General features: G+C 60.0%; 24 protein-coding genes and 2 pseudogenes. 12 read left to right on the forward strand and 14 right to left on the reverse strand.

All coding sequences use genetic code 11. The features are described 5' to 3' along the window. Together ACEW8G_RS01495 and ACEW8G_RS01500 are read left to right on the forward strand one after the other, a co-directional pair. Window positions 1-409, forward strand: a pseudogene (locus ACEW8G_RS01495) (DUF389 domain-containing protein); the annotation flags it as partial. A 34-nt stretch (window positions 410-443) separates the two neighbouring features. Then, window positions 444-965 (forward strand): glycosyltransferase, encoded by a 522-nt coding sequence (locus ACEW8G_RS01500; protein ID WP_373486680.1) that lies wholly within the window; start codon window positions 444-446, stop codon window positions 963-965. A gap of 81 nt (window positions 966-1,046) precedes the next feature. Here ACEW8G_RS01500 and ACEW8G_RS01505 read toward each other — a convergent pair whose 3' ends face one another. Further along, a complete protein-coding gene (locus tag ACEW8G_RS01505; RefSeq protein WP_373486681.1) occupies window positions 1,047-1,865 on the reverse strand; it encodes a hypothetical protein in 819 nt (272 codons plus the stop codon). Between the two features lie 14 nt (window positions 1,866-1,879). Then, window positions 1,880-2,110: a DUF6471 domain-containing protein gene (locus tag ACEW8G_RS01510; protein ID WP_373486682.1), complete on the reverse strand. Its 231-nt coding sequence runs from the start codon at window positions 2,108-2,110 to the stop codon at window positions 1,880-1,882. Window positions 2,111-2,214: 104 nt separating this feature from the next. On the opposite strand from ACEW8G_RS01510, the gene ACEW8G_RS01515 reads away from it, so the two are divergent. The 3 genes from ACEW8G_RS01515 (at window position 2,215) to ACEW8G_RS01525 (ending at window position 4,336) form a co-directional block, all read left to right on the forward strand. Further along, a complete protein-coding gene (locus ACEW8G_RS01515) occupies window positions 2,215-3,171 on the forward strand; it encodes an IS1595 family transposase (protein ID WP_373486683.1) in 957 nt (318 codons plus the stop codon). Window positions 3,172-3,428: 257 nt separating this feature from the next. Continuing rightward, complete coding sequence (locus tag ACEW8G_RS01520) at window positions 3,429-3,617, forward strand: hypothetical protein (RefSeq protein ID WP_373486684.1); 189 nt, start codon at window positions 3,429-3,431, stop codon at window positions 3,615-3,617. Window positions 3,618-3,703: 86 nt separating this feature from the next. Next, window positions 3,704-4,336, forward strand: coding sequence for a hypothetical protein (locus tag ACEW8G_RS01525; RefSeq protein WP_373486685.1), 633 nt, complete (start codon window positions 3,704-3,706; stop codon window positions 4,334-4,336). A 12-nt stretch (window positions 4,337-4,348) separates the two neighbouring features. Here the strand turns inward: ACEW8G_RS01525 and ACEW8G_RS01530 are convergent, their stop codons facing one another. Then, window positions 4,349-4,855 carry a hypothetical protein gene (locus tag ACEW8G_RS01530; protein ID WP_373486686.1) on the reverse strand — a complete coding sequence of 169 codons (507 nt, stop codon included), beginning with the start codon at window positions 4,853-4,855 and terminating at the stop codon, window positions 4,349-4,351. Between the two features lie 62 nt (window positions 4,856-4,917). Here ACEW8G_RS01530 and ACEW8G_RS01535 point away from each other — a divergent pair, with 62 nt between their 5' ends. The 5 genes from ACEW8G_RS01535 (at window position 4,918) to ACEW8G_RS01555 (ending at window position 10,795) form a co-directional block, all read left to right on the forward strand. Continuing rightward, window positions 4,918-5,883, forward strand: a complete 966-nt coding sequence (locus ACEW8G_RS01535; RefSeq protein WP_373486687.1) for a glycosyltransferase family 2 protein — start codon at window positions 4,918-4,920, stop codon at window positions 5,881-5,883. Further along, complete coding sequence (locus ACEW8G_RS01540) at window positions 5,876-7,069, forward strand: hypothetical protein (protein WP_373486688.1); 1,194 nt, start codon at window positions 5,876-5,878, stop codon at window positions 7,067-7,069. The genes ACEW8G_RS01535 and ACEW8G_RS01540 overlap by 8 nt, the downstream gene beginning before the upstream one ends. Window positions 7,070-7,243: 174 nt before the next feature. Further along, entirely contained in the window at window positions 7,244-8,158 is a 915-nt protein-coding gene (locus tag ACEW8G_RS01545) for a sulfite exporter TauE/SafE family protein (RefSeq protein WP_373486689.1), read from the forward strand. Beyond that, on the forward strand, window positions 8,155-8,916 hold the full coding sequence (locus tag ACEW8G_RS01550) for a TIGR02186 family protein (protein WP_373486690.1): 762 nt from the start codon (window positions 8,155-8,157) through the stop codon (window positions 8,914-8,916). The genes ACEW8G_RS01545 and ACEW8G_RS01550 overlap by 4 nt, the downstream gene beginning before the upstream one ends. Window positions 8,917-9,163: 247 nt before the next feature. Beyond that, the gene (locus ACEW8G_RS01555; RefSeq protein ID WP_373486701.1) at window positions 9,164-10,795 is read left to right on the forward strand and encodes an ATP-binding protein; all 1,632 of its coding nucleotides are present in this window, start codon (window positions 9,164-9,166) and stop codon (window positions 10,793-10,795) included. Window positions 10,796-10,807: 12 nt separating this feature from the next. Here the strand turns inward: ACEW8G_RS01555 and ACEW8G_RS01560 are convergent, their stop codons facing one another. Both ACEW8G_RS01560 and ACEW8G_RS01565 read right to left on the reverse strand, forming a co-directional pair. Then, complete coding sequence (locus ACEW8G_RS01560) at window positions 10,808-11,548, reverse strand: 7-carboxy-7-deazaguanine synthase QueE (protein WP_373486691.1); 741 nt, start codon at window positions 11,546-11,548, stop codon at window positions 10,808-10,810. Window positions 11,549-11,662: 114 nt separating this feature from the next. After that, window positions 11,663-12,496 carry a TorF family putative porin gene (locus ACEW8G_RS01565; RefSeq protein ID WP_373486692.1) on the reverse strand — a complete coding sequence of 278 codons (834 nt, stop codon included), beginning with the start codon at window positions 12,494-12,496 and terminating at the stop codon, window positions 11,663-11,665. A 258-nt stretch (window positions 12,497-12,754) separates the two neighbouring features. Here ACEW8G_RS01565 and ACEW8G_RS01570 point away from each other — a divergent pair, with 258 nt between their 5' ends. Both ACEW8G_RS01570 and ACEW8G_RS01575 read left to right on the forward strand, forming a co-directional pair. Beyond that, entirely contained in the window at window positions 12,755-13,129 is a 375-nt protein-coding gene (locus tag ACEW8G_RS01570) for a hypothetical protein (RefSeq protein WP_373486693.1), read from the forward strand. A 133-nt stretch (window positions 13,130-13,262) separates the two neighbouring features. Further along, complete coding sequence (locus ACEW8G_RS01575; protein WP_373486702.1) at window positions 13,263-13,718, forward strand: MmcB family DNA repair protein; 456 nt, start codon at window positions 13,263-13,265, stop codon at window positions 13,716-13,718. A gap of 9 nt (window positions 13,719-13,727) precedes the next feature. Here ACEW8G_RS01575 and ACEW8G_RS01580 read toward each other — a convergent pair whose 3' ends face one another. The 9 genes and pseudogenes from ACEW8G_RS01580 to ACEW8G_RS01620 all read right to left on the reverse strand — a co-directional run. After that, window positions 13,728-14,231 (reverse strand): GNAT family N-acetyltransferase, encoded by a 504-nt coding sequence (locus ACEW8G_RS01580; RefSeq protein WP_373486694.1) that lies wholly within the window; start codon window positions 14,229-14,231, stop codon window positions 13,728-13,730. Between the two features lie 32 nt (window positions 14,232-14,263). Then, window positions 14,264-14,776 carry a translation initiation factor IF-3 gene (gene infC / locus ACEW8G_RS01585; protein WP_373486695.1) on the reverse strand — a complete coding sequence of 171 codons (513 nt, stop codon included), beginning with the start codon at window positions 14,774-14,776 and terminating at the stop codon, window positions 14,264-14,266. A gap of 138 nt (window positions 14,777-14,914) precedes the next feature. Then, window positions 14,915-15,241, reverse strand: a complete 327-nt coding sequence (locus ACEW8G_RS01590; RefSeq protein ID WP_373486696.1) for a YnfA family protein — start codon at window positions 15,239-15,241, stop codon at window positions 14,915-14,917. A 10-nt stretch (window positions 15,242-15,251) separates the two neighbouring features. Continuing rightward, window positions 15,252-15,677, reverse strand: a complete 426-nt coding sequence (locus ACEW8G_RS01595; RefSeq protein WP_373486697.1) for a DUF305 domain-containing protein — start codon at window positions 15,675-15,677, stop codon at window positions 15,252-15,254. Between the two features lie 2 nt (window positions 15,678-15,679). Further along, window positions 15,680-17,704: a threonine--tRNA ligase gene (thrS, locus tag ACEW8G_RS01600; protein ID WP_373486698.1), complete on the reverse strand. Its 2,025-nt coding sequence runs from the start codon at window positions 17,702-17,704 to the stop codon at window positions 15,680-15,682. Between the two features lie 245 nt (window positions 17,705-17,949). Further along, the gene (locus tag ACEW8G_RS01605) at window positions 17,950-18,624 is read right to left on the reverse strand and encodes an NnrU family protein (RefSeq protein ID WP_373486699.1); all 675 of its coding nucleotides are present in this window, start codon (window positions 18,622-18,624) and stop codon (window positions 17,950-17,952) included. Window positions 18,625-18,686: 62 nt separating this feature from the next. Next, window positions 18,687-19,994, reverse strand: a complete 1,308-nt coding sequence (locus tag ACEW8G_RS01610) for an amidohydrolase family protein (RefSeq protein ID WP_373486700.1) — start codon at window positions 19,992-19,994, stop codon at window positions 18,687-18,689. After that, complete coding sequence (locus ACEW8G_RS01615) at window positions 19,991-21,424, reverse strand: amidohydrolase (protein WP_373486703.1); 1,434 nt, start codon at window positions 21,422-21,424, stop codon at window positions 19,991-19,993. Before ACEW8G_RS01615 ends, ACEW8G_RS01610 begins: the two co-directional genes overlap by 4 nt. A 580-nt stretch (window positions 21,425-22,004) precedes the next feature. Then, window positions 22,005-22,125 (reverse strand): annotated as a pseudogene (locus ACEW8G_RS01620) (IS5/IS1182 family transposase); the annotation flags it as partial.

A 22,125-nucleotide genomic window follows, 5' to 3' on the forward strand; every position in this document is an offset into this window, starting at 1 on the left:
CGAGTTGGCAATTCTGGCCGGTGTTTCGCCCAATACGGTGCTGATCGATCGCGACAAACGGCTGGCGCAGGTGCGGGCAAAGCCGCTGCCGGGGGCGAGCCTTGCAACCTATCGCGCGCTTGAACAGCGGCTCGTGGCGGCGGAACCGCAGTGGCAGGTCTACCTCGTGCCACCCGCGATGACCCTGCCGAGCGTGGCGTTTGACGGCGATGAACCGACCGAGAGCGGTGCGGCCGATCTGGCGCTGGCCATCTGGGCGGCGCGGCGCACCGGGCGATCGCTGACGATTTCAGGCAATGATGCACAGGTTGAATTTGTTTTGACCAAGATGCGCGAACAGGGCATTGAAACGACACGCACCGGGTCGACCAATAATTCTAATAGTCTGCGCATCAGTTGGGCGTTGTAGATCACGCAATAATATTGACAAAACGAGGCGCGGTTTGGGGGCAATCGCATTCGACACCATCAGTGTGCAGCTTGTTGCTGTGCTGTCAGCGATATGCGGTACGGCTGATGCGGTCGGTCTGGAACTGCTGCTGTTCGCAGGCACGTGGTTTCTTGTCGGCGCGCTCGATGATCTGGCGATCGATGCCATCTGGCTGTGGTCGCGCGTCAAGGACCGGCTGGTCAGGCGTAGCCAAGCCAAAGCGGGCCAGCGCGCGAAACCTCAGACCCCATCCGTGCCGCACCGACATGCCGTGTTTGTGCCCGCGTGGGACGAGGCCGACGTAATTGGCGATATGATCGGCCATTGCCTGTCGCGATGGCCGGGGCGCAATTACCAGATGTTCATCGGCGTTTATTCCAATGACCCGGCAACGCGCGCTGCGGCGCTGGCGGGTGCTGACGGCGATGCGCGGGTGCATATCGTCACTTTGCTCAGGACCGGCCCGACCTCGAAGGCCGATTGCCTCAACCACCTCTGGCAGGCGATGCTCGCGCACGAGCACGGCATTATGTAGCAAACGCACCAAGCTCAACAGCCCTAGCGCAGCGGGAGAACCGCTGTGATTAGCGCCGCGCTTATGGCGATGGCCACAGTGCTAGTTGCTTATATTCCCCCGCCCACAGTTCACGAGAATAGCCGTGCCATTTTCCAAGCTATTTCTATCGAGAAAGGATTTGAAAGTGGAAATGTGCCGCTTGCCGAAAACGTCTCTGTAAGACACCACGCCAAACAAAAGCACGGTAATCCCTTCATGGTGGAAGCTTTGAGCGACATCCGCATCCTTTTGCTCGACAAAACGCCGCTTCACCATCGAGTGCTGTCCCGGCCCAAGCGGCATGAGGCTGGCCATAGCGTCGTCGGTGTAATTGAAAAACACCTTCATGGCTGTAGCATTGCCTGTTCCGATAAAAGGCTGGATCGCAAATTCCAAGTCATGCGCCGGAGTTTGCCCAACATTCCTCATGGTCACTTGGTAAGTTGGGATTTTCCCCGGCACAAAATCTTTTACCATTATGTCATCAAAGCGAACGTAGGCGCGCATCTGGACTTGCGCGGTTTTGCGCGCGATGTCGTTGGCCTCAATCATCGCTTTTGTTGCTTGGCCGGTGTCGGTAACCGCCTGCCGAGTAAGAATAATCTGCCAGAGCAAAAACGAGATGCCTACCGCGCTAAGGATGACACCCCATTTTGTCCATTCTGCGGAATTTTCAGCAGCGAGAGCAGCGCGCCACTGGGCGCACAGATCGGCCTCACCTTCTGTCTTTGGTTCTACGCATGGGGTCTTATTCTGTGGGGTCGCGGCGCTATCGGAAACGGCACCGGCCGCCCTAGGCTGGTTCTGCTGGGTGGGGCCGTAGGATTGATAACGCTCTTGCTGTGGGTATGAGTTCGCCATGATGTAAAAGGCAAACAAGAACGCGGCAGTCGTTACTCCGACAAGCGCAAGGATGATGCTCCGATAGCTTCCAAACATTGGATCAAAAACACCGCTGTAAATTTACCCCGGCTCAGCTTGTTCCTTACATTCGGCTCAGAGTCCATAACCCCTATGTCAGCCAGCTTTTCAACCAGCTGGGCATAAGAGACATTGCGGCGCTTCAACTCGGCTTTGAGCAAGCCCTTAACTTGGTCTTCCCAGTCTTTCGCAGCTTTCGGCATAACGTATCCTATATGATGATAAAGTCATCATATGCGATGCATTTGCCATTGACAAGAGTGCATATTATCATCATATAAAGTGCATAAGCACTGGAAACGATGATATGCAACACTTTCTCCTCACCGCCGCCGCCCGCACACTCAGCCTCAAGGCTGTTTTCCGCATGGGCGAAGACAAGGCATACGACACTTTCAAGGCCATGCGCTGGGCTGAGACGGACGGGGAAGCCATTTGCCCGCGCTGTGGCTGCACTGAGACCTATGACATTTCCACCCGCCGCCGGTTTAAGTGCGTTGCCTGCTATCATCAGTTCAGCGTGACCAGCGGGACGATTTTTGCCAGCCGCAAAATGTCATTCACTGATCTGCTGGCCGCAATCGTCATCTTCGTGAACGGTGCCAAGGGCATTGCTGCCTTGCAGCTGAGCCGCGATCTGGATTGCCAGTATAAAACAGCCTTCGTTCTCACGCACAAGCTGCGTGAAGCGATGGCGCGTGAGCAGGCCGGTCGCCAGCTTAACGGCGTTGTGGAAATCGACGGTGCCTATTTCGGCGGATACGTGAAGCCGGAAAATCAGAAAGCCGACCGCAAGGACTTGCGCTTGAAGGCGAACCGCTCAGGCAAGCGCCAGTGCGTTGTCATCATGCGTGAGCGCAACGGCAAGTCGCTGCCCTTCATCGTGCGCCATGAGGGCGATGCGGTGCCTTATGTGCGTGATCACGTTGGCACTCTTGCCACTATCCACGCTGACGAAGGCACGGGCTGGGATGCCCTTCACGCTGGCTGGGATACGAAGCGCATCAATCACTCGGTTGCGTTCATCGATGACGGTGCCTGCACCAACCAGGCCGAAAGCTATTTCAGCCGTCTGCGCCGCATGGAAGTTGGAACGCACCATCATATCGCAGGGCCGTATCTGAACGCATATGCGCAGGAAGCGTCATGGCGTGAAGATAACCGCCGCGTTGATAACGGCAAGCAGACTGCGATGGTTTTGGATGCTGCGCTGGCTGCTAACGTTAGCAGGAAGTGGGCTGGTTACTGGCAGCGAGCCGCATAACGATTCGTCGCAATGCTCTTGCTAATTGCGTGTTACACAAAATCTACAATCACATTTGATTGTGGACAACTTGATCCCCATATACGATACATACGCATCGGGATCGCGCAGAATCAAAAAAAATCTCTTGCGCTAACAACCAAAATGCGCATGGAGCGTTATAAGTTTGTTAGGTTGTTCATGCGACATGCATATGCAAATTTGTATGTCAAGGCATATCTAACCCCAACCCTAACCCTAACCCAAGGAGGCGAGTAATGGAAAAAATGTCCGCACGTGACACGCTCGCCAAGCGCTATAAAGCGATGGCGGAAACGGACGGCTTAGTTGACGTGAAATTTTATCTTAGGAACACGGAGGAAGCGACCACCGAACAGGTGTGTCGTGAGGTTTGTGCGATGTATGAAGCGCTTGATAATAGCGAATCTAAACCGCTGGTGTTCTAAAACTGCTGAAATTCGCTTAACAAAGCGTTGATGAAAAGGCCCTATTCCGATAGGGCCTTTTTTTTGTCACACTTCTGGTGGTCAATATGCGTATCTCCGGCGATAAGATCTGCGCTGTATTAAACAAAGTGCGCATCCTGCGAGAGCACTTGGAGCGGGAGTGCGCCAATAAACAAGGTCCTGTTGTAAGTCCTACGGACGTGCATTGGGCTGTCGAACAGGTGTATGCCCTAACCATTGAAATGGTCGAAGTAGCCTTTGAAGCGTCTCATTTCTATGGTAAAGTAGAGCGGTATAAAGATAGTCGCGCAAGGGTATTGGTGCGCTCGAATCTTAGCGATGATATGAAGAGACTAGTCGCCGTAAAAGAACTTTGTCATCTGGCAATTGATGAACAAGATGATTGGTCAACCCTGGGTCTCGAAACGATCAGGGGCCTGATGGACGAATGGCGCTTGCTTCGAGAAAACGGTGAAGGGCACCAAAATCCTGCTGACCCTTTAGTCTCAGAAATGTTAGCGGAGATCGCAGCAATCGAAATCATGTATCCGATGCACTTTCGGGACGCTGACCTTGCAAAGCTAGATGCCAATGACACGACAATCAAACAGATTGCGCTTGAACATGAAATCCCTGCCGCAGCTATTGAAACTGCTTTGGATCATCATGAAATACTATCAGAAGCATGGGCGAAAATTGAGAATGCTTCAAAAACTTAAATGCGCCACCGCCTAGAGTTCGCCCTGATAGCCGCTACCATTGCGCCAACGACCCGTAGGTTCATCACGCCCACCGCGCAGGCTGATGCGCCAGCGTAGCATCCCACCGGCGTTGGCCTTTTCCGAGATGACATAGCCGTTGCTGCGCAGGCGGGAGAGCGAATGCCCCGTTCTGCGCTGCATGAGCTTGACCGCCTGCATGTCGTTCACGTTAATCTGGCGTGAGCGCATTATCAACAGCGCCAGCTCGTGCGTTGTAAGCCCGCCTGCATGTTCTCTGAGCGTGATCAGCATGAACCTTGCCATCTCACCCCGGAACGCCGCGTAGGCAGGCGGTATGCGCCTTATGGGTAGTTCTTCCATGTCTATGTTGGGATCGAACACGCGGATGACCGTTTCCAACGCGTTTAGATCGGCGACCAGTTTTGCAGCCTGGGCTTGCAATGTCTCAATCTCAGCGACCATAGCAGCGCGCTTGCGGATCAGCCCGTAGCGGGTTTGTTCAAAGCCTTCTGTCATGCGCGCAATCTACCGGCGTAGGGCTTGCCCGCCTAGATTTGCGTTGGTGCATTTGCTACATAATGCCGCACGAGCAGGCCAGCGGGCAGGCCTTTGCGTCGATCATCCTGCACGATGCCGAAGACGTGGTGCATGCCAGTGCGCTTGATGTGTTTGTCGCCCATTTGCAGCATCACGATTTTGTCCAGCTGCCGGTGGTGCCGCTGCTTGATCCGGCTTCGCGGCTGGTCGGCGGCCATTACGCTGATGAATTTGCCGAAGCGCATGGCAAGGCGCTGCCGGTCCGCAACCGCCTGGGGCTTGCGATCCCTTGCGCGGGCGTCGGCTGCGCGTTTCGCCGCGATATGCTGCATCATCTGGCGCTGCGCAGCCCAGAGAACACGCCGTTTGCCACCGACAGCCTGACCGAGGATTACGAACTGGGACTGCGCATCTATGAGCACGGCGGTCGCGGACACTTTGTGCGGATGCGCGATGCCGCAGGAGATCTCGTGGCGACGCGTTCATATTTCCCGTCCGATCTTTCAGGTGCCGTCCGTCAGAAGACCCGCTGGACGATTGGCATCGCGCTCGTCGGATGGGACCGCATGGGTTGGGGCAAAGGTGCGGCTGAGTTCTGGATGCGGCTGCGCGACCGGCGCGCGGCGCTGGCGGCGGTTGCTTTGCTCAGCGGCTATGCCGGGCTCGCGCTCTGGCTGCTGGTGGCTCTCGCCAGCGAGGCGGGTCTTGTGCAGCCGCAGCCGCTGTCTCCCGCATTCCGCCTGCTGATGCTCGCCAATGGCGTGATCCTGATCTGGCGGTTGGCGATGCGGGCGCTGTTTACGGGCAGGCAATACGGAGTTCGCGAGGCATTCTGGTCGGTGCCGAGGATGTTTGTCGGCAATATCATCGCGGTGATGGCGGCGCGGCGCGCGGTTGCTGCCTATGCTGCCAGCCTGCGCGGTGCGCCGTTGCCCTGGGACAAGACCCGGCACCATATTCCCGCTGCGCCGCCACGCGCTGGCGCTGGCGTGCCCGGCGATGGCTGATCCTGCAGGCAACGCCCGGTCTCCTGCCAGATTACGGGGCCAGCCGCTGATTTTTCTGGCGACGGTGCTGGTTGTGTGGACCGCAGCGCGGGTGGTGCAGGTGATCCAGGGTCAGGGTGAAGCGGTGACATTCGCGGGGCGGGCCGATCTGCCGCGTCCGCAGGGATCGTCGGCATCTCCACACGATTGGCCCCCTGCGGGTAATGTCGCCGACGCGCGAACAGCAGCGTTTTCCCGCAAAAGCATTGGTGTTGCCTCAGCATCTGACGGACCACCCGGCGCACGATTTCGCGCTGTGGCCGCAACATCAGGCGATTTAGGCCTTGGGCTCGGCCTAACGCGTCACTCCGCAAAGGCGTCCGTCTGGCAGCACGACCCGATCGCGGCGCCCGCGCGATTGGCACCCGGGCTGCCGCTGCCCGATGCGCGTGTAGCGGCGGATCGCGCGCTGCTGGAGGATGTCGCGATCGCATCATCGCTCGCACCGCTTACTTCGCGCGCAACCGATCAGCGGGACCGGCGCTGGTCTGCTTACGGTTGGGCACTGGTCAGGGCACGCGGCGGTGGCCCGGTGCTGGCGGCGGATGGACAATATGGTGGCAGCCAGGCCGGCGCGCTGTTGCGCTGGCGAACGGGCGACGGTCGGCAAGCGCCCGCGCTGTATGCGCGCATCACCAGCGCGCTGAACAGTCCGGCCGATGGCACGCTGGCATTCGGTGCGGCAGTGAGGCCGCTCGCTGGAGTGCCGGTTGAACTCGCGATAGAGCGGCGCGTGGCCATCGACCGCAACCCTCGCGATGCCTTTGCGGTGTTCATGTCGGGCGGCAAAGGGTTTGTTGAAGCGCGCAGCGGCGTCCAAATCGAAGGCTATGGTCAGGCAGGCATCGTGGGCCTCAGTCAGCGACGCGGGTTTTTTGATGCGCAGCTGCTCGCGACCCGCCCGGTTACGCAACGCGATCCTCACACCGTCTTGCTGGGCGGAGGCATATGGGCGGGCGGACAGCAAGATATGAACGCGACCGGGCGCACGTCATGGGTCTATCGCGTCGATCTGGGACCGCGTGTTGCGCTCAATGTGCCGCTGGGCGAGGGGAATGCCACGCTGGCGCTGGACTGGCGGCACCGGGTCAGCGGCGATGCCGCGCCCGGGTCAGGCGCGGCGGTCAGCCTGACCGCGGGATTTTAAGCAGCGTCGCACCGACGAGTGACGCCAGCGCGTTTTCACCTTGGGCGACAACGAGCGGATCGTTCGAGATCGTATTCCCCGAGTCGGTGACCATAAACGGTCAACTTGAAAATGCTTCAGGCCCGCCTTGCCCTCTTCTGTTGCCCAGGCAAAACGTCTAGCGTCTCGCCAACCATGGACGTCTATCTTCCCATTGCGAATCTGTCGGTCAACGCGCTGGTCATCATCGGCCTGGGCGGCATCGTGGGTATATTGTCCGGCATGTTTGGCGTGGGCGGCGGATTTCTGACCACGCCGCTGCTGATATTCTATGGCATTCCCCCGACCGTGGCTGCCGCTTCGGCTTCCACCCAGGTAACCGGTGCCAGCGTCTCAGGCGTGATTGCGCACAGCCGTAACAAGGGGGTCGATTACCGGATGGGCGGGGTGCTGGTGGTCGGCGGTATCATCGGCACGCTGGCAGGCGCCGTGCTGTTCCGCGCGCTGCAGCAGCTTGGCCAGATCGATACGGTGATCAACATCGTCTATGTGCTGCTGCTGGGCAGCATCGGCGGAATTATGTTGCGCGAAAGCCTGGCCACCGTCCTTACCCTGCGGCGCGGCGAGCGGGTTGCGGCGAAAAAGCGCCGTCACCATCCGCTGGTCGCGAACCTGCCGATGCGCTGGCGGTTTTATAAATCGGGGCTGTATATATCGCCGATTGCGCCTTTGCTGCTCGGCTTTTTGACCGGTATCCTGACCATCCTGCTCGGTGTGGGCGGGGGTTTTGTGATGGTCCCGGCGATGCTTTATCTGCTGGGCATGGGCGCGCATGTCGTGGTTGGCACATCGCTGTTCCAGATTTTGTTCGTCACGTTGTCATCGACGATGGTGCACAGCCTGACGACCAAATCGGTTGATATCGTGCTGGCGGTGCTGCTGCTGATCGGCAGCGTGACCGGTGCACAGCTGGGGTCGCGCTTTGCGCAGAAACTGCCGCCGGAATATCTGCGCGTCTTGCTTAGCGTGCTGGTGCTGCTGGTGGCGATCAGGCTGGCTATTGGCCTCGGCTTCCAGCCGGCCGAAATCTATTCGGTGGACGTGCAATGAGGCGCCGCCGGATCATGGCCTTGCTGCTATGCAGCCTGTTGATCTCGGGCGCGGTGGAGCCGGCGCTAGTGCCGGAGGTTTCGCAGCGCGACATCCAGATCCAATACGGCTTTACCGGTGCAGAGCTGCTGCTGTTCGGGGCGATTGTCTATCCCGGCGGCAACCCGCCATCGGGCAATAGCGATATCGTCGTGATCCTTAAAGGCCCGCCTCAATCGATCGTGCTGCGCGAAAAGCAAAAGATCGCAGGGATCTGGATCAACGCGGCGAGCTCCGATTTCCGCTCCGCGCCGGCCTATTATGCGCTCGCATCATCGCGTCCGATCAAGCAGATCGTCGATGAACGCACCGCGGCGATCTATGAATTCGGGCTGGAGAACCTGCAGCTTTCGCCCGCCGGATCGATCGATCCGGTCGAACAGCGCCGTTTTGCAGCGGGGTTGGTCAGCCTCAATGAGCGTGGCGGGCTGTACAAGGAACAGGAAGGCAGCGTCGAGATTCTTGAAGGCGTGCTCTATCAGGCACGCCTGTCAATCCCGGCGAGCGTACCAACCGGCATTTATACCGCAGAAACCTTCCTGGTCCGTGATGGGCAGGTGCTGGCGGCGGCAGTGCGCGAGATTACCGTGCGCAAATACGGCTTTGAGCTGTTTATCGCGGTCGTCGCCGAATATCAGCCGTTCTGGTATGGCCTCAGCGCGGTGCTGGTATCGTTGCTGCTTGGCTGGCTCGGCGGGGTCGCGTTCCGCCGCATCTAAGAATTTTCAGATTGAACGTTCACGGTCAACGGCGCTGAAAATGTAGCTTCAATAGATTTGAGCACCAGCGCAGCAAGCCGCCCCCGCACGCACCGCCCTGCGTCCGAGCCCGGTAGAGAGAATATTTACTTGATTGGGTTAACGCTGTGACGTCGTGGTTATAAAAGGCGTCAGACAATCGATGGTCGAACTCAATCCCCGCAGCTTTCAGGTGCGTAACCCGGCTGACCCCGAAGACGTTCCGGATATGTCGCGCCTTGCGCAGCGTTCGCTGGAGCATCTTCGCCTCGGTGAAATCGTCGAAATCTCCGGCTCAAGCTCGCAGGTATTGATCGATATCAGCAGGCTTGAAACGCTGAGCGACAATGCCGATGCCACGCTTGCGATGGCGGGGCAGGTTGGCAGCCAGGTCAAGGTGCGGATTGGCAACTGCTGGCTGGTCGCCAATGTTCGCACCCAGCGGCTGCATCATCGCGAAACCGGGCTGATCATCTGCCAGATCGATTTTCTGGGCGAGGGTGATGAGGAAAAACTCACCGGTCGGATCTTCAATTTCCGGCGCGGCGTCACTCGCTTTCCGGTGCCGGGCACACCGGTCTACGCCATGACGGGCAACGACCTTAAGCAGGTCTATGCCGCCGATGCGCGGCCGCACATCGAAATCGGCACCGTCTACCCTACTATAGACACGCGCGCCGCGTTGTATGTCGATGCGCTGCTCGGCAAGCATTTCGCGTTGCTGGGCTCCACCGGCACCGGCAAATCGACCGCCGCCGCGCTGATCCTTCACCGGATATGCGACATGATGCCCGAGGGTCACATCGTGATGATTGATCCGCATGGTGAATATGCCAACGCCTTCAAGCAGAACGGGGCACTGTTCGATGTCAACAATCTGGCACTGCCTTATTGGCTGATGAACTTTGAGGAGCATTGCGAGGTGTTCCTCACGTCATCGGGGGCGGACCGCCAGACCGATGCGGAAATTCTCGCCAAGTGCCTGCTCGCCGCGCGCACCAAAAACAAGGCGGCCTCCGGAACCAGCCGCATCACCATTGATACGCCGATTCCCTATATGCTGTCTGATCTGGTCGCGAACATCCAGAACGAGATGGGCAAGCTCGACAAGGCCACCTCGAGTGCCCCGTTCCTGCGCATCAAGGGCAAGATCGAGGAAATCAAGTCTGATCCACGATACACGTTCATGTTCTCAGGGATGCTGGTCGGCGACAATATGATCGATTTCATCGCCAAGATTTTCCGTTTTCCCTCAATGGGCAAGCCGATCTCGGTGATTGACGTATCGAGCGTTCCGTCAGACATCACCGCAACCGTCGTCGCGGTGCTCAGCCGGATGGTGTTCGATTTCGCGATCTGGAGTCGCAATGAACAGACCCGGCCCGTGCTGCTGGTCTGCGAAGAAGCGCATCGCTATATTCCGTCCGACCGGTCTGTGCAGCACAGTGCGGTGCGCGATGTGCTCAGCCGGATCGCCAAGGAAGGGCGGAAATATGGCGTATCGCTGGGCCTGATCACCCAGCGCCCGTCCGACCTTTCAGAAGGTGTGCTGTCGCAATGCGGCACGATCATCGCGATGCGGCTCAACAACGACCGCGATCAGGCGCATGTCAGATCGGCCATGCCCGAAGGCGCGCGCGGCTTTCTCGATTCGATCCCGTCGCTGCGCAACCGCGAATGCATCATCTGCGGCGAAGGTGTCGCGATTCCGGTGCGGGTCGGGTTTGACAATCTGGCCGAAGAGCGCCGACCGGCATCGGATGACCCGCTGTTCAGCACCCTGTGGAAACAGACCGGCGGCGAGGACGAAATGCTGGATCGGGTGACCAGGCGCTGGCGCAACCAGGGCAACCACCGCTGATCCTGAAGTTCATCACGTGCCGCGCGTGTCGCCATAAAGGTGGATATGCAGCCGGTCGGTAAAGCGATAGCCGCGCGCCACGCACAGCGGCGCAAGCCAGATGGCGCGGGCGTTTAGCGCGTCCGGCGTCGTTCCTTCTCCCATCAGGATGATGCGCGCAGGCGGCAGGCCAAGCCGCTCGGCGAGAAGGTCCAGCTCCGTCACATCGTCGGGGCTTGCGACCACAAACTTGAACCACGCGCGCGGGTCCTGCGCCAAGCCTTGCAGCGCCTCGATGTTGATTCGCGCATGCTCGGCATTGCCCGAATGCGCGAGCTTGGGCGACAGGTTAAGCTGGTCGACATGGGGGGCAAGCCGGTCATCAAGCAGCACCGTGCCGTTGCTCTCGATCTCGATGTGCCGGTTCGCGCCAAGCAAGGCGCACACGTCGGCGAGCGCTGCCTGTTGCAGCAGCGGCTCACCGCCGGTGAAGATGATGTGATCGCAGCCGAACCGGGCAATGCGCTCAGCCACATTTTCAACCGATAGAGCGATGCTGTTGTCGCGACGGATGAAACGCGCGCTGCTGCGGTGCGCGGCGTTGCTGCCTTCAAAATACCACGTGTAAGGCGTGTCGCACCAGTTGCATGCCAGATTGCAGCCCGAAAGGCGGACAAATACCGATGGCCTGCCGATGCTGATCCCTTCGCCCTGCAGCGAATGGAAAATTTCCGGTTCACCCGGCGTGGTCGTGGCAAGGCGCAATCTGGGCATGGTGCGCACGCCGATAGATCAAATCCGGGCGAGCGACAAACGGCTTGGCATAACGGGCTGTGGCCGCACCTGTCTCAACTGACGCGGCCACCCCCTTTGATCCGTGCGGGCGGATCAAAACGCGGCGGTCAGCGCCACCACAACGGTGGCATCCGCAATTTGTCCACCATTCAACTTGCTGAAATTCGGCAGCAGAAAGGCCGATTCAGCGCGTGTGATATCAGTGTCGATGTAAGATACGCTCAGCGTGAGCGGGCCATAGACGTTGACCGCTGCGCCGATGGACCAGTCCCAGTATTTTCCGGTGGGCGCGATGCTCGTGCCGTTCGGGCCGAGGCCGGGGTTGCCATCAGAATAGCCGATATGGCCGTTGATTGTGACGGGTGTGTCGGGGATGCCAATGCTGGCATCGCCTGCGAGATAAAGGTTGTCCTCGCTTTGCCCCCGGCTAAAGGGCGTGTTGGAAAAATTGCCCAGCGCTTCCTGCTTTGGCGCGTAAAAAACCGCAGCGGTGAGGGCAACCGGCCCGGCTGTGCCCTTGAGCTTGGCATAGCCTTCAAAAAAGTCGGTGTTGTTTGCGCCACTCGGATACATGTACCAGGTGACCCCGACATCGATGCCAGTGCTTCCGAATGTGGCTGCATAGCCCGCGAAAATGTCGAGCTCCAAATTGGCGCCGCCGAAGGTTCCCCAGCCTGCCAGATTTGATGCCCATGTGCCGGCATACAGGCCGCTTTCATGCGCGACGGTGAAGCCGCCCTGGAGCGCAATGCCTTCATCGGACTGCGATACACCGCGGAAGCGATAATCGGAGACAAGGCCTACAGACCCGGAAACGGTGACCGGTGGCGCAGCCTCTTCGTCCTGCGCAAAGGCAGGAGTGGCGGCGGCGGACGACAGAAGGATGCCGAGGCCGATAAGGCCCCGTTGGAATTTGGACGTACGCATAACTTTCCCTTTCAACTGGATGCGTTTCGTCCCACCTGCGCTGCGGCGGCGACCCTCTGATAAACTTGGCGTCCCTGTGCGCCGTATCGGGGTGCTCACTTTCAGCGACAGTGAAGCTGCCCCAACATGCTGCACTGCACAAGAGAAAAGTGACTCAAAAACTCTGATCTGCGAAACTTTGTGTCTTTTTCGTAACAGAAGGGCACCAGTTCGGTCCTTTAGCGGATGCTTAACCTCGCGCTGCGATGATGGTGCGTCATGTACAGTCCGCTCTCCCCGATTCTCGCCGCAACCGGCCGTGATGGTTTCGATCCCGGGTTGGTCGCGCAGCAGGTCAATGGACTGCATATGGTGATCGGCATGGTCGCACGTGTTGCCGGGGTGAAAACCCCACAGTCCGAGCCGACCCTGTCCGATGCGGCAGAGATGACCACTGCCATTGATTCGCTGTCTGATCAGGCCGTCCGTGCGCTGGTGGCGCGATGCGACAGCCTGTCTGCCATGTTGCGCGCCGGGTTGCAGGCGCTGGAGCATGCGCGCTCAGCCGGAAAACGCGGGCGCGGTGCTGCTAGGCAGCTCTATGATGATGCGCAGCGTGATCTTGCGCGGATCGTTGGTGGCATGTCACGCTGATCGCACAAGACACGGCAAGCTGCGACGCCAGCCCCTTTTATTTGTTCCTGTTTTGTATTAACCAAAGGCCATGACTCAGGCCCAGCTTACCCCGCTATATCTTCCTGACCCGACGCTGTCTGCCGCGAAAAACATGCCGCAAGGTGCCTGCTCCGTCGCGCGCGGCATCGCACGGCTGTTCCGGCGCAACCAGATCTGGGTGGCGAGCGAAGTGGCGCTGCCCAACGGGCGGCGGGCTGACCTGATGGGGCTCGATTCGCGCGGCGCCATCGTGATCGTCGAGATCAAGGTGTCGCGCGCCGATCTGCTGGGCGACGGCAAATGGCCCGAGTATCTGGACTATTGCGACCGCTTCTACTGGGGCCTGCCGCCTGCGCTCGATCCGGCGCTGGTGTCAGGCGAAGCGTTCATGCCTGATGTGACCGGGCTGATCATCGCCGATGCCTATGACGCAGAGATCATCCGCCCTGCCGCCACCCGCCCGCTGCCGCCCGCGCGCCGCAAGAGCGAGACCGCGAGGCTGGCAGCAATGGCGTTGCGGCGGCTCAATGCGATGATCGACCCGCCGCCACCCGATGAGGTGTACTGAAAGAACTCGTCAGGCCATTAAGCCGCCCATCGGCTTTTCCATCTCAAACCGTTCGAAGCTCTCGTCGCCAATATGCACTGTCTGACGCTCGACGATTTCGAAACCCATGGTGGCAAATGCTTGCTGTGCCATCAGGCTGGCATGCAACCACAAGCGCGCATCGCCTCTTTCGGCGCTATATTGTTCAATCTGGCGAAACATTTGCCTAAACAAGCCAGTGCCTTGTGCTTCAGGCCGGATGTAGGCGAAATCAATATAGCCGTCCGGCGCCAGACTCATGAAGCCGACGACGCCCTTTTCGTTACGGGCCAGCGAAATGACCTGCTCGTTGAGGCGGGCTGCCCAAGCATCGCCGTGACGACGCTCGGGGACCCACTGCTTGCGCTGCGCTTCTGTATAGTGGCTGGGGCCGCGCCGCACGGCATCGAACATGACGTCCGATAGATCGTCGTAATCAGCGCTGGTCGCCCAGCCGAGAGCATAGTTCGTGTGGTTGTCGGGGTCGGTACTCACACCTAATGGTTCACCAAGGCTGACAACGCATATTACTTCGGCGCGAGCACCATCAACATCTGGCGGCCTTCCATGCGCGGATAGGCTTCAACCTTGGCGGTTTCCTTGACGTCTTCCTGCACCCGCTGGAGCAGGGCCATGCCAAGCTGCTGGTGCGAGAGTTCACGCCCGCGAAAACGCAGCGTCATCTTCACCTTGTCGCCCTCATCGATAAAGGCATGCACCTTCTTCATCTTGACCATATAATCATGGTCATCGATGTTTGGGCGCATCTTGATCTCTTTGATTTCCTGGGTTTTCTGGTTCTTGCGCGCAGCATTGGCCTTTTTCTGGGCCTCGTATTTATACTTGCCGACATCCAGGAATTTCGCGACCGGCGGGTCAGCGTTGGGGGAGACCTCAACCAGATCGAGCCCGACCGCAGCCGCGCGCTCGATCGCATCCTCGGTGCGCAATACGCCGACATTCTCGCCATTTTCGTCGATGACCCGGACCTGGGCTGCCTGAATGAACTGATTGAAGCGCGGCCCTGATTTAAGCGGCATGGCAGGGGAGCGACGGGGGGCTGGCGGACGTATAGCAAATTCTCCTGAAGTGACTTAAGCGCCGCTATATAGGGGAAGTTTCGAAATAGATAAAGAGGGCTGCTGCGCACCGACGCCGGTTGTCGCGGGGGATGTGCGTCAGCCGTTCCTGCCGAGCAGGATGATACAGCAACCGGCCAGCGCCATGGTACCACCGACCAGATCCCAGCGGTTGGGCATGACCCCTTCCACCAGCATCAGCCACACCAGTGACGCAACGATATAGATGCCGCCATAAGCTGCATAGGCGCGGCCCGCATCGGGCAAGTCGACCAGAGTGAGCAACCATGCAAACAGCAAGAGTGCCGCGATGCCGGGCACCAGCAGCCAGACCTGCCGGTCGGACCGCAGATATTCCCAAAAGGCGAAACAGCCCGCAATCTCTGCCAGCGCGGCCAGCGCATAGATGGCGAGCGGCTTGATCATCGCTGCTGGGTCAGTGCCCCATTGCGCTATGATCGACCGGTTCTGCAGGGGCCGCGTTGCGCGCTTTGAGCCATTTCTGCATTTCTGTGATCTCTGCCTTCTGGGCATCGATGATGGTCTTGGCAAGCGCGCGGGTTTCTGCGTCCTTGCCGTGCTCCAGCACCACTTCGGCCATGTCGATCGCCCCCTGATGATGCGGGATCATGCCTTGCATGAAGGCGATGTCAGGGTCGGGATCGATCTTGCCCATACCTGCATGCATCCGGTCGTTGACGGCGGCATAGGCGCGCATCGCCTCGTTTTGCGGCACGGTCGCGGATTCGGCCGATTCGGGAACGGATGTGCCCTCGGCGTCAACCGTCACCGCAGCCTGTTGGCAGCCAGTCAAAGCAGCGGCCAGAACAGCAGGCACGGTCAGGATTGCCGGAATTCGCATCGTCATTCTCCTTTGGGGTGTTGAAGATCGGGCGGCAGCGCCTCTTGTTTGAGCATGGCAATGACGTCATCAAGCGGCAGGAACTGCTGTTGTTGCTCACCCAGACAGCGCAGCGCGACAGTTCGCTTTTCAGCCTCCTGCTTGCCCAGCACCAGAATGTTGGGGACCCGCCCGACCGAATGTTCGCGCACCTTGTAGTTGATCTTTTCGTTGCGCAGATCGGCCTCAACCCGGATGCCCGCCGCCTGGAGCGCGGCGACAACCTCATGTGCATAATTGTCGGCATCCGACACGATGGTCGCCACCACTGCCTGCACCGGCGCCAGCCATAGCGGGAACTTACCGGCAAAATGCTCGATCAAAATGCCGATGAAGCGCTCGTAGCTCCCCAGAATCGCGCGGTGCAGCATGATCGGGCGATGCCGCGCGCCATCCTCGGCGATGTAGCTGGCGTCCAGCCGCTCGGGCAGCACGGTGTCGGTCTGGATCGTGCCGACCTGCCAGGTGCGGCCAATCGCGTCGGTCAGGTGGAACTCGAGCTTGGGCGCATAGAACGCGCCCTCGCCCGGAAGCTCTTCCCAACCCCATTCGGCCGTGTTGCGCCCCGTGGCCGCCACGGCATCGCGCATCGATTGCTCGGACCAGTCCCACATTTCATCCGACCCGAAACGCTTGTCAGGGCGCAGCGCCAGCTTGATCGCATAATCGGCAAAGCCCATGTCTTTGTAGACGACATCGAGCAGATCGCAGAATCTGGCGATCTCATCGACAATCTGGTCCTCGCGGCAGAAGATATGCGCATCGTCCTGCGTGAACTGGCGCACCCGCATCAGGCCGTGCAGCGCGCCGTGCGGCTCATTGCGGTGGCAGCAGCCCATTTCGGCAAGCCGCAAGGGCAGGTCGCGATAGCTCTTGATCCCCTGGCGAAAAATCAGCACGTGCGCCGGGCAGTTCATCGGTTTCAGCGCCATCCACGCGGCGTCGTTCGACACCACCGGGCCTTCGTCCTCGGTATTGGGAACCTCATCGGGGATGACGAACATGTTCTCGCGATATTTGCCCCAGTGGCCCGATTGCTCCCACTGGCGCGCATCCATCACCTGCGGGGTCTTGACCTCGAGATAGCCCGCTGCATCGAGACGGCGGCGCATATAGGCTTCCAGCGCGCGATAGATCACGAAGCCGCGTGGGTGCCAAAAGACGCTGCCGTGCGCTTCGGCCTGCAGGTGGAACAGGTCCATCTCCGCGCCGATCTTGCGATGGTCGCGCTTCGCCGCCTCCTCGAGCCGCACCAGATGCGCATCGAGCTGCTTCTTGTTGAGCCAGCCGGTGCCATAGATGCGGCTGAGCTGCGGGTTGCGCTGGTCGCCGCGCCAATAGGCGCCAGAGACGCGCGTCAGCTTGAACGCCGCCGGATCGAGCCTGCCGGTCGAGGCCAGATGCGGCCCGCGGCACATGTCCATCCACGCACCGGGGCGTCCCGGCTCGCCCGACCAGTAGACCGTCAGTTCCTCGTCATCGGGTAGTTCAGCTGCCCACTCTGCCTTGAAGCTTTCTCCCGCCGCCTGCCAACGCTTGATCAGGTCGCTGCGGCTCCAAACCTCGCGCACCAATGGTTGATCGGCGGCGATGATGCGGCGCATTTCGGCTTCGATGGCGGGCAGGTCTTCGTCCGTAAACGGACGTTCCTTGGGGGCAAAATCATAGTAGAAGCCATCGTCGGTCGAGGGGCCGAAGGTGATCTGCGTGCCGGGGAACAGGTGTTGCACAGCTTCGGCCAAAATATGCGCAAAGTCATGCCGGGCAAGCTCCAGCGCATCGGCCTCATCGCGTGACGTAACCAGGGCCAATTGCGCGTCGCCCTCGAACGGGCGGTTGATATCGCGCAGCTCGCCATCGACGCGCGCGGCAATCGCAGCCTTGGCCAGCCCGGGGCCGATAGCGGCGGCAACATCGGCCGGGCTAGACCCTTCGGGCATCTCGCGCACCGAGCCATCGGGCAGGCTGATCTTCAGAAGCTGGGCCATTGCTAATTCTTTCATTCAATCTGAGCGCCATGACACAATCCGGCGCGCCTCAAAAGAGGGTGCGTCAGGTAAAGACGAGGTTTGGCAAGGAGACGCCGACGCCGCGCCACCCGCACCGGGTGGCTGGCAATCGCATGGAGATCAACCCGCGACGACCTGCCCCCGGAAACCCGGAGTGGTGCTAGTGCTGGTCGTGGTGCGCAGTTGGTTCATCGACGCGGCTATAGCGGCGAAATTCTGGTGTGTCACCACCAGCGAAACACCCCCGCCGCGCCAACGCCGAGCGGGATGTGCGCCCAGCTGGCCACCAGCCACAGCAGCGTGCCGCCAATCAGCGCAAGCCAGCCGGGAAAGGCGAGGCCGCGCGCGAACGGCACAAAGCTGGTGTTCGCCTGCCAGTGCAGCCAGGCATCGCCCATCTGGATGAACTTCTTGCCGTCCTGCAGCCGTGCGCCGACCAGCGCCAGCACGATGATCGCGCCTGCCAGAATGATGCTGTCGATGCGCGGTGCGATGAGAATATGGCTGATGCCCCATAGCGCGAAGCTCCACATCATCGGGTGGCGGGTGATGCGGAACACACCGCCCGGGGTCTTCATCGCCGCGCGCTTGGCATCGGGCACCGGCATTGCGGGATTGCCAATCAGCGACCCGGCAAACAGAATGCTCGCCAGCAGCATGATGACGGTGGTCACCGCCCACAGCCCATCGCCGACCGGCCAGAACGGATCAGACATCGGCGCGCGCTTGAAACCCTGCACCATCAGGTAAAAGGTCGCGAGCGACACGACCACGTAGACCAGCTGGAAACCTTTTTCGCCCAGCCGCTTGACCATCGGTGCGCGCAATGGGTGTGACATCGCGAAATGGCTGCCGACAAAGCCAACCGCACCCGCCAACAACATCGTATATCCCTGCATCAGCCAATCCCCCTGCCGCGCCGGGCCGCGCACCGTGTCAGCCCCCTGGTATCAGCACCTTATCACCGCTCATAGGCTTTGGGCAGTGCCCCTTCCTGCGGCGTGCGATAGCGATCACGCAGCCGCGCCTGACGGTTGTCGAGCGACTGCTGCACGCCATCGATCATCACCGCCACCGGCGTGGATGACAGTTCGAGCGGGTCGCCATCCCAGATCACGACATCGCCCTGGCGGCCGGGCTGAAGGCTGCCAAGCTGCGCATCGACGCCCAGCGCCTGCGCCGGGCCCGAGCTGATCGTGGCAAAGGCCTCGCCCCAAGTCAGCCCGGTCGCACCGGGCACGCGCTGCAGCGCCACCAGATTGCCCGCATATTGCGGCGCGTAATGCAGCTTGTGCGCATCGCTGTCATTGATCTGGCCGATGGCGACGGTCACCCCGGCGCGCTTCATGCGGCCAATGTTTGATTGGGTCGCAGCGGTTTTTTCGAACGCCTCGGGCAGATCGTTGAGCGCCGATGCGATCACCGGCACGTTTGCAGCCGCGATCCGGTCCGTCACCATCCAGCCTTCGGCCGCGCCGACCAGCACCAGCTTGAGCGCGGGAAACTCGTCGCGCAGCTTGAGCACGTTGATGATGTCGGCAGCCCGCTCGACATGCACCAGCAACCGCACCTCGCCGTTCACGACAGGCACCAGAGCGGCGGCATCCTGACGGTTGAGCAGCGCATCGTGCGGATGCGCGAGCACCGCGCGCTGACCGCGCGCAAGGTTCTGTGCCTCAATCAACCCGTTGCGAAATTCCAGAAACGCAGAGGCACGGCTGCCACCGGCGCGCGCTGACCCGGTTTCACCCAATTCGACAAACTGAAAGGCCCGCGCCCTGGTGACGGCCTCATAATCCTCGCCAAGATCAATCAACGCGCCAAAGCCCGCAAAAACCGACCGGGGCGTTGCGGGCGCGACCACCGCGCGGGTGATGCCCGCCGCGCGGTTGACCGCAATCGGCGTGGCGCGCGGATTGATTGCGGTGGTGACATCGATGGCGGCAGAAAAATCGCCGGTGCTGGCGCTGCTGTCGTTGGTTTCGGTCACCGCTTCGACTTCGATCAGGCCGAGGCGGCTGAAACCTGCGAACAGGCCGGGCGTGACCCAGCGCCCGGTGGCATCGACAATCTGCGCGTCAGCAGGCACGGCAACGCCTGCGCCCGCCGCAACAACCTTGCCATCGCGCAGGACGACGGTGCCGCCCTCAATCGGTGCGCCGCCATTGCCGATGACCAGCTTGCCACCGGTGATGGCGATGGTTTGTGCCTGAGCGGGCATGGCGAGTGCTGCAGCAGATGCGGAGAGGGTGAGAAGGAGCTTGATCATTTCGTGTCTCCCTCACCCGGCTGGCCCAGCTCGAAATCGCTCACCGGGCGGCGCTTGGGATCGGATGAATCATAAAGCAGCGCCCCGTCGATCCACACCTTTTCTGGCCGGGCATAGACCGACAGAGGATTGGCATTCCACAGCACGACATCGGCCATCTTGCCCGGCTTCAGGCTGCCAGTCTTGTCGCTGATGCCCATCGCGCGCGCAGGGTTGTAGGTGATCCAGCTGATCGCGGTGGCATCCGAGATGGTAAAGCCCAACCGCCGCCCGTCGCCGAGCGCCTTGGCGGCCTCCTGGTTCAGGCGCTGGATCTGGTCCTGATCGTCTGAATGGATGATCGTGCAGGCGCCCGCATTGTGGATGATCGCAGCGTTTTCAGGAATGCCGTCGTAGGATTCCATCTTGAATCCCCACCAGTCGGCCCAGACCGCCGAGCAGATGTTGTTCTCTTTGAGCAGATCGGCAATCTTGTAGCTTTCCACCGCGTGGTGGAAGGTCGAGACGGTATAGCCGAACTCTTTGGCCATATCGATCACCACCGCCATTTCATCGGCACGGTAGCAGTGGTTGTGAATCTGGATTTTGCCCTCGAGCGCGCTTTTCAACGTGTCCATGCCGATGTCGCGCACCGGCGGCGTACCCCCCTTTTTGTCATATTCATCCCAGCGCGCCTTGTATTCGGCGGCGCGTGCCCAGGTCTGGCGGTTGAGCGCGAGATTGCCCATGCGGCTGGCGGGCCTCTGGTTGCGGCTGCCGTAAACCCGCTTGGGGTTTTCGCCGCACGCCATTTTCAGGCCGTAGGGCGCGTCAGGGAATTTCATCGCCTGCATCGTGCGCGCGGACACGTTCTTGAGCGTGACCGACCGTCCGCCGAACAGGTTGGCAGAGCCGGGCAGCACTTGCAGGCTGGTAATGCCGCCATTGGCGAGCGCGCGGCTGAAGCCCGGGTCTTGCGGCCAGACGCCGTGTTCGGCCCACACATCGGCGGTCACCGGGCTGGTCGCCTCGTTGCCATCCGAATGCGCTGCCACGCCGGGTGAGGGATAGTTGCCAAGGTGGCTGTGGATGTCGATGATGCCTGGCGTCACAAACTTGCCGGTGCCATCGAACACCGCAACATCGCCAGGGATTGACGTGTCCGGCCCGCCGACTGCGGTGATCTTGCCGTCAGAGAAGAACACCACGCCATTATCGATCTGCCCACCCTCGCCATCGAAGATCGTGACGTTGCGGATCGCCGTAGCCGCGCCGCCATAGGGCCGGTAGGTGCTGGGATAGGGGTTTTCGTTGAAGCTGACCTTGGCCGCCTTGGGCGCATTGCTGCTGGCAGACGATGGCCCTTCGGCGCTTGTCGTGTTTGCGCAGCCAACGACCAATATGGCTGCAATGGGTGCTAGGATAACGAGCCTTCTTGCATGGAGATTCATCACTTAACTAGCTCTTCTCTTGTGCGCTAACCGCGCTTGAAACCTAATTGATTTTTTACCTGGATGGCCTACATGAAGGCTGATTGCGATAGCGATAGGTCAAGCAGGAGCGTAACGTGCGTAACAAAGATTTAGAATAAGACACCCAGTTTGTCCTAGCCCTTGCTAGCCTAGCAGGGCGGGGCTGGTCTCGTAAAGCTTTGTATTGCTTGGATTCTTCGTAAAGCCATAGTGCATTTTCGAGGTATCTGCGATTTTTATGTGGCGGCTTTTCAGAACGGATTTTAACATGATTCCGCAGATTGCCGATGCAGATGATGATAGCTTGGTCGTAAAGATCAAGAACGTCATCCAACGGAATTAGGTTTCGCCGACACAAATGGCCGACTGTCTCGCACCAGAGCGGCAGTCTCATTACCAGAGCATATTCGTCCGCAGAAGCGTCTTTATCGGCATTTTTATCGCCGTCAAAGCTACGCGTTCGTTCCCAGAGTGCTGTTACGTGCTGGGATGTGAGTTCTGCGATCTTAAGTATCTGCTCATCATCAGACAGTTGCGGCCTAGGCTCAGGACTCATTGATCATAACCAGTAGCAGCAGGTAGCGGCGATGGAGATGGCGGACATGAAAGTGTGGGCGCATCTGTCATAACGGGTTGCGACGCGGCGCCAGTCTTTGATCCTGCCAAAGACATTCTCGATC

Origin of the sequence: Blastomonas sp. (genome assembly GCF_041747255.1) — a bacterium.
Lineage (GTDB): Bacteria > Pseudomonadota > Alphaproteobacteria > Sphingomonadales > Sphingomonadaceae > Blastomonas.

What these genes read in the sequence shown, in the direction of transcription:
- ACEW8G_RS01550 (WP_373486690.1), top strand. Translation starts at nt 8,155, where the DNA reads ATGAGGCGCCGCCGGATCATGGCCTTGCTGCTATGCAGCCTGTTGATC.
- ACEW8G_RS01590 (WP_373486696.1), bottom strand. Translation starts at nt 15,241, where the DNA reads ATGATCAAGCCGCTCGCCATCTATGCGCTGGCCGCGCTGGCAGAGATT.
- ACEW8G_RS01520 (WP_373486684.1), top strand. Translation starts at nt 3,429, where the DNA reads ATGGAAAAAATGTCCGCACGTGACACGCTCGCCAAGCGCTATAAAGCG.
- ACEW8G_RS01510 (WP_373486682.1), bottom strand. Translation starts at nt 2,110, where the DNA reads ATGCCGAAAGCTGCGAAAGACTGGGAAGACCAAGTTAAGGGCTTGCTC.
- ACEW8G_RS01595 (WP_373486697.1), bottom strand. Translation starts at nt 15,677, where the DNA reads ATGCGAATTCCGGCAATCCTGACCGTGCCTGCTGTTCTGGCCGCTGCT.
- thrS (WP_373486698.1), bottom strand. Translation starts at nt 17,704, where the DNA reads ATGGCCCAGCTTCTGAAGATCAGCCTGCCCGATGGCTCGGTGCGCGAG.
- ACEW8G_RS01565 (WP_373486692.1), bottom strand. Translation starts at nt 12,496, where the DNA reads ATGCGTACGTCCAAATTCCAACGGGGCCTTATCGGCCTCGGCATCCTT.
- ACEW8G_RS01545 (WP_373486689.1), top strand. Translation starts at nt 7,244, where the DNA reads ATGGACGTCTATCTTCCCATTGCGAATCTGTCGGTCAACGCGCTGGTC.
- ACEW8G_RS01615 (WP_373486703.1), bottom strand. Translation starts at nt 21,424, where the DNA reads ATGAATCTCCATGCAAGAAGGCTCGTTATCCTAGCACCCATTGCAGCC.
- ACEW8G_RS01515 (WP_373486683.1), top strand. Translation starts at nt 2,215, where the DNA reads ATGCAACACTTTCTCCTCACCGCCGCCGCCCGCACACTCAGCCTCAAG.
- ACEW8G_RS01560 (WP_373486691.1), bottom strand. Translation starts at nt 11,548, where the DNA reads ATGCCCAGATTGCGCCTTGCCACGACCACGCCGGGTGAACCGGAAATT.
- ACEW8G_RS01570 (WP_373486693.1), top strand. Translation starts at nt 12,755, where the DNA reads ATGTACAGTCCGCTCTCCCCGATTCTCGCCGCAACCGGCCGTGATGGT.
- ACEW8G_RS01525 (WP_373486685.1), top strand. Translation starts at nt 3,704, where the DNA reads ATGCGTATCTCCGGCGATAAGATCTGCGCTGTATTAAACAAAGTGCGC.
- ACEW8G_RS01605 (WP_373486699.1), bottom strand. Translation starts at nt 18,624, where the DNA reads ATGCAGGGATATACGATGTTGTTGGCGGGTGCGGTTGGCTTTGTCGGC.
- ACEW8G_RS01535 (WP_373486687.1), top strand. Translation starts at nt 4,918, where the DNA reads ATGCCGCACGAGCAGGCCAGCGGGCAGGCCTTTGCGTCGATCATCCTG.
- ACEW8G_RS01540 (WP_373486688.1), top strand. Translation starts at nt 5,876, where the DNA reads ATGGCTGATCCTGCAGGCAACGCCCGGTCTCCTGCCAGATTACGGGGC.
- ACEW8G_RS01530 (WP_373486686.1), bottom strand. Translation starts at nt 4,855, where the DNA reads ATGACAGAAGGCTTTGAACAAACCCGCTACGGGCTGATCCGCAAGCGC.
- ACEW8G_RS01610 (WP_373486700.1), bottom strand. Translation starts at nt 19,994, where the DNA reads ATGATCAAGCTCCTTCTCACCCTCTCCGCATCTGCTGCAGCACTCGCC.
- ACEW8G_RS01575 (WP_373486702.1), top strand. Translation starts at nt 13,263, where the DNA reads ATGCCGCAAGGTGCCTGCTCCGTCGCGCGCGGCATCGCACGGCTGTTC.
- ACEW8G_RS01555 (WP_373486701.1), top strand. Translation starts at nt 9,164, where the DNA reads ATGTCGCGCCTTGCGCAGCGTTCGCTGGAGCATCTTCGCCTCGGTGAA.
- infC (WP_373486695.1), bottom strand. Translation starts at nt 14,776, where the DNA reads ATGCCGCTTAAATCAGGGCCGCGCTTCAATCAGTTCATTCAGGCAGCC.